Origin of the sequence: Mumia flava, assembly GCF_002797495.1 — a bacterium.
GTDB classification, from domain to species: Bacteria; Actinomycetota; Actinomycetes; order Propionibacteriales; family Nocardioidaceae; genus Mumia; species Mumia flava.
On sequence record NZ_PGEZ01000001.1, the window covers coordinates 3,013,828 to 3,029,214 of the forward strand.

Here is a 15,387-nt window from a genome sequence, read left to right on the forward strand (position 1 = left end):
GGGCTCGACGGATGATCGACAAGGCTCGCGGCGCCGTGCTGCCGCCGTACGGGTCGGAGGCGTGGTTGACGCTGCCCGATGGCGACCCGGTGAAGGTCGCCGCCGTGGTGGTCGCGGCCGAGGCGTGGGCGCAGTCCGGCGACACGCTCGCCGACGACCTGCGCGCCGAGGCCTACGCGCGTCGCGCCTCGGAGAAGGCGGCCGAGGACGCCGAGTACGCCGAGGCTCAGCGGGCACACCGCGAGCGCTGGGCGCCGGTCGCCCGGTCGACTGTGGTCCCGTTCGCCAAGCGACGCCGCCGCCAGCTCGAGGCAGCCGGGCCGCGGCCCGGTGACCACCCGGGAGGGGCGGTGGCGCCATGGTGAGCGACGCGTGGGTGCCGGACCCGGTCGACAGCGCGAGCGTGCTCGCCGGGGCGCACGAGACGTTCCGTCGGTGGTTCGGGAATGAGTACGACGGTGACGCGCTCAACGCGATGCTGGCGACCGCGGCAGTGGAGCGGCTTGAGGGTGACCCGCTGTGGCTGCTGCTGATCTCGGGCTCGGGGAACGCGAAGACGGAGACGGCGCAGGCGCTCGACGGGGCCGGCGCGGTGGTGACGTCGACGATCAGCTCGCCGGGAGCGCTGCTGTCGGCGTCGCCGGCGAGGGAGAAGGCCAAGGACGCCACCGGTGGATTGCTGCGCAAGCTCGGCGAGCGTGGCGTGCTGGTGATCAAGGACGTGACCAGCGTGCTGTCGATGAATCGCGACATGCGCGCCGAGGTTCTGGGCGCGCTGCGCGAGGTCTACGACGGACGGTGGAGCCGCAACGTCGGGACCGACGGCGGCCGAACGCTGGACTGGCACGGGCGCCTCACGGTCGTCGGAGCGGTCACGACCGCCTGGGACCGCGCGCACGACGTGGTCGCGGCGATGGGTGACCGGTTCGTGCTGCTGCGGATGGACTCGACGACGGGCCGGCAGGCCGCTGGCCGTCGCGCGATCGGGAACACCGGCCGCGAGGTGCCGATGCGATCCCAGCTCGCCGCGGCAGTCGGGGAGGTGCTGGCCGGCGTCGACCCGGGGCAGGCGGTCGACCTGAGCGACGTCGAAACCGATCGGCTGCTCGCCGCGGCGGACCTGGTCACGCTCGCGCGCACCGGCGTCGAGTACGACTACCGCGGCGACGTCATCGACGCGCATGCGCCGGAGATGCCGACGAGGTTCGCCAAGCAGTTGGCGCAGGTGGTCCGCGGCGGGGTGGCGATCGGGATGGACCGACCCGACGCGGTCCGGCTCGCGATCCGATGCGCTCGCGACTCGATGCCGCCGCTGCGGCTGGCGATCGTCGACGACGTCGCGGAACACCCGGATTCATCCACGGCAGACGTCCGCAAGCGGGTCAACAAGCCGCGCAACACCGTCGACCGACAGCTCCAGGCGCTGCACATGCTGGGCGTGCTCGAGTGTGACGAGGAGGAGACCGAGTGGGCCGGTCGGCCCGCGACACGGTGGTACTACCGACTCGCCGACGGCATCGACCCCGGCGCGCTCAACCCCCAATCAGTTCCAGATTTGTCAGTACCCACCCCTAGCCCCCATGAAGAGCGAGGGGAGAACGGGACTACGCCTCTCGCCCCTACTGACATTTCTGGAACTGATTCCGACCCGCCTGGTACGGGAGCGGCGAGGGCACGAGAGGTGGCGGATCGTCGGAACCGGGCCTCGCTCGACCTCGACGAGTACCTCGCCCGACGGAAGGCCTCGTCATGACCGACCCGGGCGCCTGCTCTGGCTGTGGAGCAAGCCGCGGTGCGTGCAGCGGCAAGAAGCTCATCTCCGGTCGACCGTGCTGCGATGGCTGCTCCCACTCGTCGCCTGGGTCGTCCCGGCCATGACCGGGCGGCGCAACCCGCACCTGGTCGGGTTCGAGGGCCCCGCGGTGGTGGTGCCGGCGCGTGTTGCCGCGGTGCTGGAGCGGTATGCGGACCTGACGTCGCTGCGAGTGCGCACGCGCGGGGTGGATCCGGAGGCGTCTGCGGTGCTCGAGGCCCTGCGAGCGGCGGCGATGTCGTGGCGCGCTTCCGCTACCGGAAGCGCGGGCGACACGGAGGCGGAACCGGGCACAGACTCGCAGCAGTGGCTATCGACGACCGAGGCCGCACGGGTGATCGGAGTCTCGTCCCGGGCGATCCGCATGGCGATCGCCCGGGGCGGGATCCCGGCACAGAGCGTCGGGGATCGGTACCGCATCAGCCGCGAGGACGTGGAGCATTTCCGCGCAGGACGAGGAGACTGAGGATGGACGCAACGCACATCGAGACCGCTCGCTACTGGCGCGGCAAGTTCGACGAGACCGTCGAGGGGATCCGCAGGGACCGGGCCCTGAGCGACGAGGGGCGCCGCGTACGGATGGCGCAGGCGTATCTCGAGGCCGCCGACAAGATCGACGCAGCACGCACCAAGCACGAGGCCGCGGTCGCGGACCGTCGGCGCAAGCTGGAGGCGTCCCTGTTCGGGAGCCAGGGGAGCGCCGACCCCTCATCGGCCATCTCCTACCGGGATGCCCTGGACCGGGTCGACGCCCTGCCCCGAGGCGAGCAGGGCGAACGCCAGAGCAGCAAGCTGTTCGACCGGGCCGTCATGACCGGGGACGAGCAGCTCCAGCGCGCACTGCTGTTCCGCGGCTGGCGTGAGGGTTGGGACGACGTCGTCAACGGGTACATCGCGCAGCGTCCGGGCGCTCAGGACTCTCTGCGTGAGCTCGGCGGACTGATCGAGGCTGCCGACTCGCGGGAAGGTCGACTCGGCATCACTGCGGCGTTCCGCGTTCCGAAGCCGACCGAGCTGGGCTCGAGGTCGCGCTCGCAGATCGAGGCGTTGGCCGAAGACGACGCTCGATCGCCGAAGTCCGGTCCGCGGTACGTCGCTATCTGACTCGAGCGGGCGCGGGACCTGGGGGCATGCCCTCCCCACCCCCTCAAGTCGCCCCCTCTCGGCATAGCGATCTCTCTCCCCGCCAGAAAAACGAACCTCAGGAGGAGCCGTGACCATCCTCGAAGCCGCCGAGTCCGGCGACCGTCTCGCACTGCTGGCAGCGATGCGTGGGCGACTCGCGGGTGCGATCGACGACCCAGCGACGCCGCCCTACGCACTCTCGAGCCTCTGCAAGGAGCTGCTGGCGCTTGACCGTGAGTGCCGCGCGGAGTCCGAGCCAGCACTGCCGTCCCTGCAAGCGGTTCGCACCTTCGATCCGGAGGCGATCTGATGGCGCCGCCCCTGAAATCTCCGTGTGTGAAAGTCGCTATGCCGGGAGGGGACGACGTCGACCGGGGGCAGGGGGTACCCGGCCACCCCGTCCCGACACCGCAGCCCTCGTGGATCGTGGTGGCGATCAGTCGAGTGGTCACTCAGCAGGCTGCCGGCAAGCTGTGGCCCTGCATCCACCTCGAGGTCGATCGGTCGCGGGTCGGTGCCGTCGTCCTCGGAGAGTCGGCACTGCTGTGCGCGACCTGCACCGGCGAGCTCGGAGACAACCGGCTGGAGGCCTGCTCGAGGTGCGGCAAGAGCCGCCGCGCGCTGACGCCGGTCCTGTTCGACGCCTCGCCGACGATCCGTGTCGTCGCCGGCGTGTGCACGTCCTGCTTCGAAGGAGGCTCCAATGGCCGTTGAGCTTGCAACCGCGTACGTCTCGCTGGTCCCATCCACCCGTGGGATGGGGGCGGGGATCGTCAAGAGCCTCAAGGGCTCCGAGCGCACCCTTGAGAAGTCCGGCAGCAACCTCGGCGGCCGGGTCAAGGCCGGGTTCGGGAAGGCACTCAAGGCCGGCGCGCTCGGGGCGTCGATCGTCGGCGCGCTGACGGTCAAGAAGGGCCTCGACCGTGCGCTCGGCATCGAGGAGGCGCAGGCCAAGCTGCGCGGCCTCGGGCACGACGCCGAGTCGATCCAGACCATCATGGAGTCGGCGCTCAAGTCGGTGCAGGGGACGGCGTTCGGCCTCGACGCTGCGGCGACTACGGCGGCCGGTGCGGTCGCGGCCGGCATCAAGCCGGGCCAGGAGCTGACGAAGTACCTGACGGCCGCCGCCGACGCCGCGACGATCGCCGGGGTCGACGTCGCCGAGATGGGCTCCATCTTCAACAAGGTGGAGTCGAACACCGTCGCCTACACCGACGACCTCCAGCAGCTCGCCGACCGCGGCATCCCGATCTTCCAGTGGCTCCGCGACGAGTTCGACGTGTCGGCCAAGGGCCTTCGGAAGATGGTCGAGGGCGGCGAGGTCGACTCGGACACGTTCCGCAAGGTCATCACCGACAACATCGGCGGCGCTGCGCAGGAGTCGGGCAAGACGACCACCGGCGCGTGGAAGAACCTCCTCGCTTCCCTGGGTCGCGTCGGGGCGAACCTGCTGTCCGGCCTGCTGCCAGACATCCGCGGCGGCTTCGGGAGCATCACCGAAGCGCTCGGCCCCGTCGAGGCGAAGGCCAAGGACTTCGGGGCTGCGCTCGGGGCCGGCATCGACTTCGTGGTGCCCAAGATCCAGGCGCTGACCCGGTTCGTCCGCGAGAACGCCGACGTCATCACCATCGTCGGCGGCGCGATCCTCGGCGCGGCAGCCGCGATCAAGACGATCACGACCGTCACGAAGCTGTGGGCTGCCGCTCAGGCGTTGCTGAACGCGCAGTGGCTCGCGAACCCCATCGGCATCATCATCGTGGCCGTGGCTGCGCTCGCAGCGGCCTTCGTCGTCGCCTACAGGCGCTCCAAGACGTTCCGCACGATCGTCGACAAGGCCTGGGCGGGCATCAAGAAGGCGATCTCGATCGCGTGGAAGATCATCAGCCCGATCCTCAAGGCGTACTGGGCGTACCTGACCAAGGTGCTGATCCCGGTGATCGTGTTCCTGTGGAAGAACGTCGTGAAGCCGGTGTTCGCCTTCATCTGGAAGGCGATCAAGAAGGCCTGGGAGTACATCAAGCCGCGTCTCGAGGCGTGGTGGAAGTTCACGACCGACGTCCTCATTCCGGCGATCCGGCAGCTGTGGCGCGACGTCATCAAGCCGGTGTTCGGGTCGATCTGGAAGGCCATCAAGTCGGCCTGGACCGACCGCATCAAGCCGGTGTTCGAGGCGGTGCGGGACTTCGTGAAGGACACCCTGCCGACCGTGTTCAAGCGCGGCATCGACGCGGTGAAGCGGCAGTGGGACCGGCTCAAGAACACCGCCAAGGCGCCCGTCCGGTTCGTCATCGACACGATCTGGAACAACGGCCTGCGCAAGCTCATCGGCGCGATCCCCGGGGTCGACACCCCGGATCGGGTCAACGTCGGCTTCCGGCGCGGCGGCTACACCGGCAACGGTCACCCCTCGCAGGTCGCCGGCGTCGTGCACGGTCGCGAGTGGGTCATCCCCGCCGACGCGACGCGCCGCCTGATGCGCGACCGGGGGCCGGGCTTCCTGCGCGCCCTGAACGGCTACCGCAACGGCGGCTACGTCTGGCCTGCGACGGGCGGCGTGACGCGCCACAGCGGCTACCCGTGGGCGACCTGGGCGGGCGACATCAACGAGCCCGGCGCCGGCGACTACGGCAACCCCGTGCGCGCCTACATGGACGGCGTGGTCGCCTCGACGGCGAAGCTCGGCACGTCGTACGGCTGGCACGTCCGCATGAACCACCCGGGCAACGGTTCGACGCTGTACGCGCACCTGTCCGACATCCTCGTCAGTGCAGGCCAGCGGCTAAGCGCCGGCGACCTCCTCGGCCGGGTCGGCTCGACGGGCAACAGCTCGGGGCCGCACCTGCACTTCGAGATCCTCGGCGGCCGCGCTCCCGAGGTGTCCTCGAGCAGCGGCGGCAACAGCTCGTGGCTGTCGGTCATCGGCAACGTGAAGGACTTCCTCTCGGACGTCCCGGACTGGCTGTCGACGGTGAAGGGCTACGGCGGCACCTGGGGCACGGTGCTCAACAGCGCCGTGCGCAGCGTCGGGTCCGACCTCATCCAGTGGGTGAACGACAAGATCCCGAACCGCTTCCTGCCCGACAACCCGATCCCCGACCTGTTCGACAACGGCGGGATGCTGACGGGCTTCGGCGTGAACCGCACGGGACGCCCCGAGCCGGTGCTGACCGACCGTCAGTGGGATGCGGTCGAGCGGCACCTTCCGCTCGGTGCAGGCATGAGCGATGCCCGTGTGATGCGTCTGTTCCGCGAGGCGCTGCGTGAGGGCTCGTACGAAGGCACACGAGACGGCCTGGTCGACGCCAGCCGGGGAGCACGGAGGCAGGGCCGATGATCCGTTACCCGCGGGTCGCGTTCGGTGCGCCTCCGGGAACTCGGGCGAGCAGTTCGCCATGCTTCCGGGCATGTCTTCGGTAGACCCGAACTGGCTTCCCTCCACGCTCGCGCAGTCGACGGCGGCATTGGTCGCAATCGTCGGTGGCTTCCTCGTGGGCCGCCTGGTGTCGCTGGCCGGTGAAGCCACGGCCCTCGCGCACCGACTTGATGAGCTCGACGAGCGCCGTCGACTGCGGGCAGCCGCCCTGCTGGAGGTCCACCGTGAACGACTCGACGTCAGTGAGCAATGGTTTCGCGAGCACCACCTTGAGGACTTCGTCCGAGCCGAAGGCGCAGTGGATGTCGACGCTGCGGTCGAGAGCTTCATCCCGCTCGGTAGCAGCGCCGCCGAGATGCGCCCGTACGCGGCCACGCTGGCTGATGCTGTTCGCGAAGCGTTCGACCTCATCAGGCAGCTCTACCCTGCACCGAAGCTCCCTCCACGCAAGTTTCCGCATGCCGTAGACGAACTGGCCGGCGTCCCACAGGACGTTTACGAACAGGTGGCCGGGCGTCTGATCGACCAGCGGAGGTCGCGGGTGTTGCCGTTTCAGGCCATGATCTCCTCGCCAAGGGGTGACGTGATCTACCGGAGACAGGATGCGCGGATCGCACGCGAGGAGGAGTTGCGCGCAGAGGTGACGATGCTCGAAGCGGAGCGTGTCCTATTGGATGACCAACGCTCTAGGATGGCTCGACCGGAAGGCGTGCGCGGTGGCCTCATCGTCCTCGGCTTGTTCGCCGCGCTGGGCGTTGTCTTCCCAATGATCGTGATGAGCCTGCGGCCGGTTCCTTCGGGGCCTGGCGTCCGAGTCTCGCTGATCCTCGCCTTCGTAGTGGGCTTCGTTGCCCTCACCGGCTACATGGTGAGCCAGGTCCGAACGCTTCGAACGCGGGCAGCGCCGGCAACCGCGGATTGAGGTGGCTCCTGCGACTCGAACTGCCTCGCGTCCGACGCGAACCCGCTAAGGTCACGGTCACGTCACGGAGGGCCGCGCCCCTCATCCAGAAGTTGAAAAAGCCGGCCCGATGGAGTTAAGTTTTGTCTACAGTGCAACCTCATGAGGTCCTCGAGCGAGGGGCCAAGGGGCAAGTGGTTGCGCTGAAGGAGTCGAAAGGTCGATGTCCGGCAAGGGAGTTCCTCGCCAGGTTGGACAAGCAGGCGAAAGGGCAGTTTCGTGCTGCGTTTCAGAGGTTAGTGACGACGGGGACGCTCAAGTCGCCCGAGCGGTACCGGCGACTCGAGGTCCCAGGCAAGCCGCCAGTGTTCGAGATCAAGGCGCCAGCCGGCCCCGGATGGCGCCTGTACGTCATCCGCGAGGGCGACATCTGGATCGCTACGCACGGGGCGAAGAAGCCATCCGATCGGAAGGTAGCGCGCGAGGCCGACCGCGCCAGGACCATGCACAGGGAGTGTTGGAATGGGCACGTTTGATTGGTACGAGGACGACGACGAGAGCCGTCGGATCCTTGCCGAGGAGACCCTCGTGCTCGATGTCGCTGAGGAGATGCAGGACGCAATCGAGAGGCGGGACTGCTCCCGGCAGGACCTTGCCCGGGCAATCGGCGTCTCGCCATCCGAGCTTAGCCAGCGCCTCAGTGGGAAGCGGAATCTGACCTTACGGAGCCTTGCCTGCATGGCCGACGCGCTTGACTATGACGTTCAGCTTGGGCTCATTGATCGACGCGCCTCCGTGACGCCCCTCCCGCGGCTCACTCAGCGACAGGGCGCATGGGCGGGAGATCGTCGGAACTACAATCGGACAGCCCCGCATCTTCGGGCGGTATCCTCGGACTCGAATTCGGGGGCCGCGTGAGCGAGCGGGACTTGACGATCGCTGAGATGCGGGAGTTCGCCATCAGGGTTCGCGACGCTACTGCGCTGCGCGACGTGCGGCTTGAGTCCATGACCTGCTCCTCGCGTCAGCCGATCCTCGATGTCCCAATGTCGGTAGACACCGACGTTGCCGTCTCCGTTCGTCGGGAGAGTGACCAGGCCCTGGCTGCCCGCTCGCGCTACAACGTCGTCGCGAAAGACGAAGGCGATGAGGAGGCTTGGTCCGCATCCTTCGTTGTGCTGGGGGAGTTTCACTCAGTTAGCGACGACCCGCTGCCCGACTGGGGAGGCGACGCCCAGGCGTCCTTTGGGCTCCTGGTGAGTGCCATGGCACTGCACCCGTTTGCGCGCGAGCTTGCCCAGTCGCTCTCGGCGCGGATGGGCTACCCATCGTTCACCCTTGACTTGCTTCCGTCGCTTGCCGAGGAGCCGCCGGACAGGGTGGTCACCGTCACGGTTGAGGACGATTCCGAGATGCTCGGCGAGGGGAACCGATGACCAGCGCGCATCCCTCTCGCTCCTGGCGCGGCTGCGCGATGTGCAAGCCGCAGAAGCGACGCGGACAGGGCCGACGCCAGCGTGACCCGATCGCCGTACAGCGCAAGCTCGGCAAACGCCGGCGGTACACCCGCACCGACGTCGGGGATTGAACTAGACGGGCTCGCGGTAGCCGCAGCGTTGGTCCGTGCAGAGACGCTCTCGGTCGGGCTCGCCGCGACCGACAAGTCGGCGAGGTCGCCTTCCTTGCCGCTCGACCATCGGTGCGCCGCACTTCGGACACGCTTCCGTTGCCATGAGAACTACCTACCACGCGCATCGTGCAATCTGACAGGGTTGCGCTCGTGGATTGGTCTGCACTGTGGAACGGCACCCTCGACTTCCTGTCCGTCGCGGCCTGGCCGATCGTCGCGTGCGTCGCGCTGTTCATGTTCCGCAAGCGGATACGTGATGTCACGTCTATCAACGCTGGCGGCCTCGGCCTCGAACTGGAGCCTCCAACGCTGGCGGGCGTTGAAGCGGAGTTCTCCGAGTCAGTCGCACCTGCGTTCACGCCGGTCCTCGACGAGCCTCCCGAGCCAGGCGCCCCCACCGCACCCGAAGCGCGCGATCCGGCGCTGCCCGACAGCAAAGCGGACGTCGAGGTTGTAATCCGAGCGGCGGCTCGGGCGGGGTACATGGTCGCCGCGACAGAGCAGTTCAAGTCGATCCCCGAGCCAGAGGTCGAGTGGACAGACGAAGGCCCGCGAATCGCGTACTGGAAGGGAACCAGCGAGCCGGCGCCTGCGACGGTTACGCCGGCGGACGTTGCGACGCCTCCCCAGCCGCAGCGGACACTGAGCGCGCTGGAGCGGATCGCTCGGCTAGCACCTGCGAAGTCTGCAAAGCAGCAACTGGAAGATGAGATCCGCGAGCAGATCAAGCGGCAACCTTCGCACATGACCGAGTCCGGCCAAGACTCTCCGCTCGTCCGCCGGCTGCGGATGCAGCTCACACACATCGATCCGAACTCCCCGTACGCCTACAAGAAGCCGTGAGCGGACGAGTAAGGATTCCGCGAACGGGTTCCGCGAGACTTCATCCGTCATGGTGGGCACCGTAGCGTGACAGCGCGCCCCTCCCGCCGGCCTTAGCGCGAGCTGCTGAACCGACCCAACCAGTACAGGGCGACAAGCCCACCGATCGCAAGGGGGATCGCAGCGAGCAGGTTGCCGTCGACTAGTGCCTCCCAGAACCACACGTAGCCAAGCACGGCACCAGCGCCCAGGCCGATGAGGATGACCGCGCTGCCTACGGCGCGCGAAATGTCGTCCTTCTCCATGCCGGTCAATCGTGCTCCTTCAGACAGGCTGCCGCAGCGGTTTGCACAGTCGTCCGGAAAGCCAGCGGACCACCCGGGGGTGGGCAGGCCTCTTGGACCCCCCCAAACGGCCGACCCCGCCTCGTCCACCCAGGCAGCACCTCGAGCCCGCCGCCGGACGGCGACAGGCTGGCACCTCAGACCCCACCCGACGTTCTGCAGCTCGACGAGGGGGCGCACGTGGCCGGTTCCACGCGCTGGGGGTCAACACCGGACGCTCTCGTGTTGGTTCGGACGTCCTCGACGGGGGCGAGGGCGTACGGGCGGCTGACGCGCTCTCAGCGCCGCCCCGGGGGGCCCAACTACTGAGTGGTGACGCCCTCGAGCTCGAGGACACGCGCGGCGACCTGCACGCGCTCATCCGTCGCCAGAGCGGCGTCGATGAGCAGCAGACCGGGCCCGGGGACGAAGATCGACCCCTCGGCGAGGTCGCGGACTTCCCGCACGCGGTAGCCAAGCAGCATGAGGCCGGCGAACGGCTCCACGTCAGACACCGCTTCCAGGCGCCGCGAGGCCCGCAAGAGCCGGAAGCACGACGAACACCACGGTGACGGCGCAGGAGCCCGCTGCGAGCCTCACGAGGGCGCGCAGGGCCGTTCGGGCTGTCACTGGATGCCTGCGATGTAGGCGGCGGCTCGCACGAGGTCCTCTGCGAGCGCCTGAGCGCCGGACGGCGTGTAGTAGGCCTCGCCGCCGTCCTCGTGGTCGAGCACGACGCGCGGATCCTCGCTCACGGACTGGTCGAGGACGACCGAGACGACCTCACTGATCTTGTGCTCGTGCCAGCCGACCTCGCCGGGGTCGCTCGAGAAGCCGTGCGCGGTGCACCACGGGAGCGCCTGCGGGCACGGGCCGGTGCGAGGCGGCAGGGCGTTGTCGGCGACCGCGAGCCAGAACACATCCGCGGGGATGGTGGTCGGATCGTCGAGGTCGGCGTCCAGAAGCGTCGCGACGATGCCGCCGACGTCGTACAGCTCGGCGGACGTGCTGAGCGTTTCCGTGACGGTGCGGTACAGCGCTGCGGGGTCGATAGTGTTCTGCGTACGGTTCACGGTTGCCTCCGTGGATCGAGGCCCCGCGGCCGGCGCTCCAACGCCGCCCGGGGCCGTTCTGCCGTTGTGTGTAGTTGGCTTCGCTTTGTGCTGCGCTTCGGACACCCGGACTGGGTCGCCCTCCAGACCCGACAGGCGGGGCTCGAGGGAACCGGCGAGATCCGGCTCCGCGCACTGGTGAAGGAGGCGCTGCGGATGCGTCCGACCCGGTTGCTGATCGGCGAGGTGCGTGCGGAGGAGTGCTTCGACCTCCTCCTCGCGCTCAACGCCGGTCTGCCGGGGATGGTCACGCTGCACGCGAGCTCGGCACGCCAGGCGCTGGTCAAGCTCTGCACCCTCCCGTTGCTGGCCGGCGAGAACATCTCGGCACGCTTCGTGGTCCCGACCGTCGCCTCCTGCGTCGACCTCGTGGTGCAGGTCGGGATGGATGCCGAGGGCCGACGGTGCGTCCGTGAGATCGCCGCTCCGAGCGGACGGGTCGAGAACGACGTGATCGAGGCCGAGTCTCTCTACGTGCTCCGCGACGGGCAGCTGGTCCGCGGTGCGGGCACGCCCACTCGCACCGACCGGTTCACGGCTGCCGGGATCGACGTCCACGCGCTCCTCCAGGCAGGCACCTGATGGGAACGATCGTCGGCCTGGTGATGGGGATCGGGCTGCTGCTGACCTGGTCCGGGTTGACGACAGCCGACGCTCGCCGCTCCCGCCGCGCTGGACGCGGGCCGTCCTCCGCGCTCACCGGTCTTCTGATCCGTGCCGGGGTCGAGTCCGTCCGTCCACGAGGGCTCGTGCTCGTCTGCATCGCGTGCGCGACGCTCGGCGCCCTCGTCGCACTCGTCGTGTCGGCCGTCCCCGCGATCGCGCTGATCGGCGGGCTCGCTGCTGGCTGGACTCCGGTCGTCGTTCTGCGGGCTCGAGCGCATCGCATCGCCGAGGAGCGCGCAGCCTGCTGGCCCGAGGCCGTCGATCACCTGGCCTCGGGCGTACGGGCGGGTCTGTCGCTCCCCGAGGCGATCGCGGCGGTCGGGGAACGCGGCCCGGAGCCGCTGCGCGAGCCGTTCGCCGTGTTCGCGCGGGACTACCAGCGCAGCGGTCGGTTCCACGACTGCCTGGACGCGTTGAAGGAGCGCCTCGCGGACCCGGTCGGGGACCGGCTCGCCGAGGCGCTGAGGGTCGCGCGCGATGTCGGTGGCGGCGACCTCGGGCGGATGCTGCGAACGCTGTCCGCCTTCCTCCGCGACGAGGCCCGGACGCGTGGCGAGCTGGTCGCGCGGCAGTCCTGGACGGTCAACGGGGCCCGCCTCGCGGTCAGCGCGCCGTGGATCGTGCTGGCGCTGATGTCGTTGCGTCGGGACGCGATCAGCGCGTTCGGCACGTCCGAGGGCCTGGTCGTCCTGCTCGGTGGCCTGGCCGCGTGCGTCGTCGCGTACCGGCTGATGCTGCGGATCGGTCGCCTGCCCCGCGAACCGAGGGTGCTGCGGTGAGCGCCGCGCTGGGCGGCCTCGCCGGCGCCCTCGCAGCGCTCGGTCTGCTGCGGCTCGTCGGCGTCCTCCGGCTACGCCGCCGCCCGTCGCTCCTGGCGCGGGTCGCGCCGTACGTCCACGACGTCTCGCTGGGTCCGCGTGCGGGCGTCCCGGCGCCGGTCGGCGGGGCCGGCTGGGCCGTCTTCGGACCGCTGCTCGAGCGGGCCGCCGAGGTCGTCGAGCGCCTCGTCGGGGGTACGGCCTCGGTCCGAAGACGTCTGCAGCGGCTCGGTGCGCCTGCGGACCTCGAGGCGTTCCGGATCAGCCAGGTCGCCTGGGGTGCCGGTGCGTTCGCCGCGGCGTCCATCCTCCTGCTGGCATGGGGCTCGCTCGTCGGTGTGCAGCCGCTCGCTGCGGTCCTCCTCTGTGCGACGGCGGGCGTCAGCGGCGTCCTCGCGCGCGATCTCGCGCTGACGCGCGCGGTCCGTCGTCGGGAGGAGCGCATCGTCCAGGAGTTCCCGACGCTCGCGGACCTGCTCGCGCTCGCCGTCGCCGCAGGGGAGGGACCGGTCTCTGCGCTCGAGCGCGCGGGCCGTTCCGGCACCGGCGCGATGTCCCAGGAGCTCCGCACGCTCGTCGGCCAGGTCCGGACCGGGACTCCGCTCAACGTGGCGCTCGACGACCTCGCCGCACGGACCGGCGTGATCCCGGTGGCACGGTTCGCCGAGGCTCTCGCCGTCGCGGTCGAGCGTGGTACGCCGCTCGTCGACGTCCTTCACGCGCAGGCGGCCGACGTACGCGATGCGGGGAGGCGAGCACTGGTCGAGTCCGGCGCCCGTCGGGAGGTGCTGATGCTCGTCCCGGTCGTCTTCCTCGTCCTCCCCGTGACCGTGATCTTCGCCTTCTATCCCGGCCTCGTGACCATCACGGTCGGCGGACCGTGATCCGGCGCGCGCCGTGCCCCGGGGTGCAGACCGCGCGCCCCACCCCAGTCCCTCGACGCCCACCACCCGAAGGAGATCCCATGTCCCGCTTCCTCGGCCGGCGCCGCTCGACGGCGCAACCCGACCGATCGCGCCGGCGCGACGAGAGAGGAGACGTCCCCGGCTGGGTCATGATCACGGTCATGTCGGCGGGGATCGTCGCCGCCCTCACCGCCGTCGCGGGCCCTCGGCTGCAGAGCATGCTGGAGGCAGCGCTGGCCTCGGTGGGCGGTTGACACGACGGCGGCGGGCGGGTGACCGCGGCTCGGCGGTCGCGGACTACTGCCTGGTGATGGTTCTGCTCGTGCCGCTGGTCCTCGGTGTCCTCCAGGTCGGGTTCGTGCTCCATGTCAGGAACACCCTGACGGCCGCGGCGGCCGACGGAGCGCGGGTCGCGGCGCGGGCGGACGGCAGTGCGGACAGCGGCGCCGATCGCACCCGCGAGGCGATCAGCCGAGCGCTCTCCCCCCGGCACGCTCGTCAGGTCACGGTCACGACCGAGAAGGTGGCGGGTCAGCCGGTCGTCGTCGTCCGGGCGGAGTCGACCGTGCCGGCCCTGGGAGTGTTCGGCCCTCAGATGGACGTGTCCGGCACGGGTCGAGCGATCCTGGAGCCGAGGCTGTGAACCTCCGACCAGCACCCCGGGCCGATCCCGGGCTCTCAGCACGGCGCAGCGCCGACCAGGGCAGCGCGGTGGTGGAGACCGTCTGGCTCGGCCTCGTCCTCCTGGTTCCGCTCGTGTACGTGATCCTCGCCGTCGCCGAGGTCCAGTCGGCCGCCTACGGCGCGAGCGCCGCGGCTCGATCCGCGGGCCGCGCCTACGTCCTCGCACCGGACGTGGCGAGCGCCGGCGAGCGCGCCCGCGCAGCTGCGCGTCTCAGCCTCGCGGATCACGGCATCGTCGAGGCGACGACCGATCTCACGTGTACCGGAGGTCCGTGCCTGAGTCCCGGGTCGTCGGTCGATGTCACGGTGACGACGTCGGTGGACCTTCCGTTCATCCCGGACGTGCTCGGCGGGGCCAGGGGCGCCGTCACCGTGCGCGGCGAGCACACCGTGCCGTACGGCCGCTTCCGGGAGGACCGCTCGTGAAGGAGGACGCTGCGACCGGGGCCGGAGACCAGACCGGCCAGATCAGCGTGACGATCATCGGCTTCGCGCTGGTCGTCGGACTCATGGTGGCGGCGGTCGTCGACGCAACGGCCCTGTACCTCGAGCACCGCCGCCTGGCGGATCTCGCGGACGGCGCCGCCCTCGCTGCCTCCGAGGGTGTGCAACGGGACCGCCTGTACGGGCAGCTGGGCGGGACGGCACCGCTCGATGCCAACGCCGCGCGCCGCGACGTGGCGCGGTACTTCGCGGAAGCGAGCGTCAGCGACGTCCGCTGGCGGATCGCACAGGCCGGCGCCGGGGTGCGCGTCGAGCTCGTACGAACGGTCGCACTGCCGATCGTGCCGCCGGGATGGGACTCAGCGGTCACGGTACGCAGCGACGCGGGGGTCGTCCTGAGGACCGAATAGAGGGCTCTGCACGCGCCTCGCGCGCATCGCCGCAGGTCAGAGGCCTGTTGCGCAGGAAGGGGGACCCCCCCTTTGCGTGCCCTGGGAGCACCCTGTAGTGTTCTTCTTGTTGCCGGGGACGGCGGCGGGCAAGGCCGAGAAGGCCGGGCACGCGGCCCTGGTAACCACCACCTCAGACGCGAACCTAGCTGGTTCCGCAAGTCGGAACGAGTCGGGGTCGCCATCTGGTGCGCTACGGGACCCTCTGATGGGCCCCTCGGCACTCGCTGGTAGGTTTGGGGTTTGCGCGCTTTGTTCTGGTGTTTCTGCCTGTGTGGTGGGGATGGCTGGGGTTTGTGTGTGTGATGTTTGAGAACTCAAC

The 15,387-nt window shown here is 69.8% G+C and carries 21 protein-coding genes; 18 read left to right on the plus strand and 3 right to left on the minus strand.

What is annotated here, in order from left to right:
• Positions 1–11 precede the first annotated feature (11 nt).
• From CLV56_RS13985 to CLV56_RS14040, 11 genes are all read left to right on the plus strand, one after another.
• Complete coding sequence (locus tag CLV56_RS13985) at positions 12–365, plus strand: DUF2742 domain-containing protein (protein ID WP_039339373.1); 354 nt, start codon at positions 12–14, stop codon at positions 363–365.
• Entirely contained in the window at positions 359–1,753 is a 1,395-nt protein-coding gene (locus CLV56_RS13990) for a hypothetical protein (RefSeq protein ID WP_211288073.1), read from the plus strand. The genes CLV56_RS13985 and CLV56_RS13990 overlap by 7 nt, the downstream gene beginning before the upstream one ends.
• Before the next feature lie 76 nt (positions 1,754–1,829).
• Positions 1,830–2,279: an excisionase family DNA-binding protein gene (locus CLV56_RS20650; RefSeq protein ID WP_157805167.1), complete on the plus strand. Its 450-nt coding sequence runs from the start codon at positions 1,830–1,832 to the stop codon at positions 2,277–2,279.
• A 2-nt stretch (positions 2,280–2,281) separates the two neighbouring features.
• Entirely contained in the window at positions 2,282–2,917 is a 636-nt protein-coding gene (locus tag CLV56_RS14000) for a hypothetical protein (protein ID WP_039339377.1), read from the plus strand.
• Between the two features lie 109 nt (positions 2,918–3,026).
• A complete protein-coding gene (locus CLV56_RS14005; protein ID WP_039339379.1) occupies positions 3,027–3,248 on the plus strand; it encodes a hypothetical protein in 222 nt (73 codons plus the stop codon).
• A 119-nt stretch (positions 3,249–3,367) separates the two neighbouring features.
• Positions 3,368–3,652, plus strand: a complete 285-nt coding sequence (locus tag CLV56_RS14010) for a hypothetical protein (RefSeq protein ID WP_170224798.1) — start codon at positions 3,368–3,370, stop codon at positions 3,650–3,652.
• Positions 3,642–6,272 (plus strand): peptidoglycan DD-metalloendopeptidase family protein, encoded by a 2,631-nt coding sequence (locus CLV56_RS21030; RefSeq protein WP_039339382.1) that lies wholly within the window; start codon positions 3,642–3,644, stop codon positions 6,270–6,272. The genes CLV56_RS14010 and CLV56_RS21030 overlap by 11 nt, the downstream gene beginning before the upstream one ends.
• Before the next feature lie 58 nt (positions 6,273–6,330).
• A complete protein-coding gene (locus CLV56_RS14020; protein WP_100414985.1) occupies positions 6,331–7,233 on the plus strand; it encodes a hypothetical protein in 903 nt (300 codons plus the stop codon).
• A gap of 588 nt (positions 7,234–7,821) precedes the next feature.
• Entirely contained in the window at positions 7,822–8,130 is a 309-nt protein-coding gene (locus tag CLV56_RS21445; RefSeq protein ID WP_425437715.1) for a helix-turn-helix domain-containing protein, read from the plus strand.
• On the plus strand, positions 8,127–8,648 hold the full coding sequence (locus CLV56_RS14035) for a hypothetical protein (protein ID WP_039339389.1): 522 nt from the start codon (positions 8,127–8,129) through the stop codon (positions 8,646–8,648). Before CLV56_RS21445 ends, CLV56_RS14035 begins: the two co-directional genes overlap by 4 nt.
• A 344-nt stretch (positions 8,649–8,992) precedes the next feature.
• Complete coding sequence (locus CLV56_RS14040; RefSeq protein ID WP_157805168.1) at positions 8,993–9,685, plus strand: hypothetical protein; 693 nt, start codon at positions 8,993–8,995, stop codon at positions 9,683–9,685.
• A 92-nt stretch (positions 9,686–9,777) separates the two neighbouring features.
• On the opposite strand, the gene CLV56_RS14045 is transcribed toward CLV56_RS14040, so the two are convergent.
• From CLV56_RS14045 to CLV56_RS14055, 3 genes are all read right to left on the minus strand, one after another.
• Positions 9,778–9,969: a hypothetical protein gene (locus CLV56_RS14045; protein WP_039339393.1), complete on the minus strand. Its 192-nt coding sequence runs from the start codon at positions 9,967–9,969 to the stop codon at positions 9,778–9,780.
• 341 nt (positions 9,970–10,310) lie between these two features.
• A complete protein-coding gene (locus tag CLV56_RS14050) occupies positions 10,311–10,493 on the minus strand; it encodes a hypothetical protein (protein ID WP_039339396.1) in 183 nt (60 codons plus the stop codon).
• A 120-nt stretch (positions 10,494–10,613) separates the two neighbouring features.
• Positions 10,614–11,060 carry a hypothetical protein gene (locus CLV56_RS14055; protein ID WP_039339397.1) on the minus strand — a complete coding sequence of 149 codons (447 nt, stop codon included), beginning with the start codon at positions 11,058–11,060 and terminating at the stop codon, positions 10,614–10,616.
• A gap of 87 nt (positions 11,061–11,147) precedes the next feature.
• Between CLV56_RS14055 and CLV56_RS14060 the strand changes: the two genes are divergently transcribed.
• The 7 genes from CLV56_RS14060 (at position 11,148) to CLV56_RS14090 (ending at position 15,026) form a co-directional block, all read left to right on the plus strand.
• Positions 11,148–11,681 (plus strand): ATPase, T2SS/T4P/T4SS family, encoded by a 534-nt coding sequence (locus tag CLV56_RS14060; RefSeq protein WP_039339400.1) that lies wholly within the window; start codon positions 11,148–11,150, stop codon positions 11,679–11,681.
• Complete coding sequence (locus CLV56_RS14065; RefSeq protein WP_039339402.1) at positions 11,681–12,544, plus strand: type II secretion system F family protein; 864 nt, start codon at positions 11,681–11,683, stop codon at positions 12,542–12,544. The genes CLV56_RS14060 and CLV56_RS14065 overlap by 1 nt, the downstream gene beginning before the upstream one ends.
• Positions 12,541–13,467 (plus strand): type II secretion system F family protein, encoded by a 927-nt coding sequence (locus CLV56_RS14070; RefSeq protein ID WP_039339404.1) that lies wholly within the window; start codon positions 12,541–12,543, stop codon positions 13,465–13,467. Before CLV56_RS14065 ends, CLV56_RS14070 begins: the two co-directional genes overlap by 4 nt.
• Positions 13,468–13,547: 80 nt before the next feature.
• Positions 13,548–13,742 carry a hypothetical protein gene (locus CLV56_RS14075; protein ID WP_039339407.1) on the plus strand — a complete coding sequence of 65 codons (195 nt, stop codon included), beginning with the start codon at positions 13,548–13,550 and terminating at the stop codon, positions 13,740–13,742.
• Entirely contained in the window at positions 13,739–14,131 is a 393-nt protein-coding gene (locus CLV56_RS14080; protein WP_039339409.1) for a TadE/TadG family type IV pilus assembly protein, read from the plus strand. Before CLV56_RS14075 ends, CLV56_RS14080 begins: the two co-directional genes overlap by 4 nt.
• Positions 14,128–14,598: a hypothetical protein gene (locus CLV56_RS14085; RefSeq protein ID WP_100414988.1), complete on the plus strand. Its 471-nt coding sequence runs from the start codon at positions 14,128–14,130 to the stop codon at positions 14,596–14,598. The genes CLV56_RS14080 and CLV56_RS14085 overlap by 4 nt, the downstream gene beginning before the upstream one ends.
• Positions 14,595–15,026 carry a pilus assembly protein TadG-related protein gene (locus CLV56_RS14090; RefSeq protein ID WP_039339413.1) on the plus strand — a complete coding sequence of 144 codons (432 nt, stop codon included), beginning with the start codon at positions 14,595–14,597 and terminating at the stop codon, positions 15,024–15,026. The genes CLV56_RS14085 and CLV56_RS14090 overlap by 4 nt, the downstream gene beginning before the upstream one ends.
• The last annotated feature ends 361 nt before the right edge of the window (positions 15,027–15,387 follow it).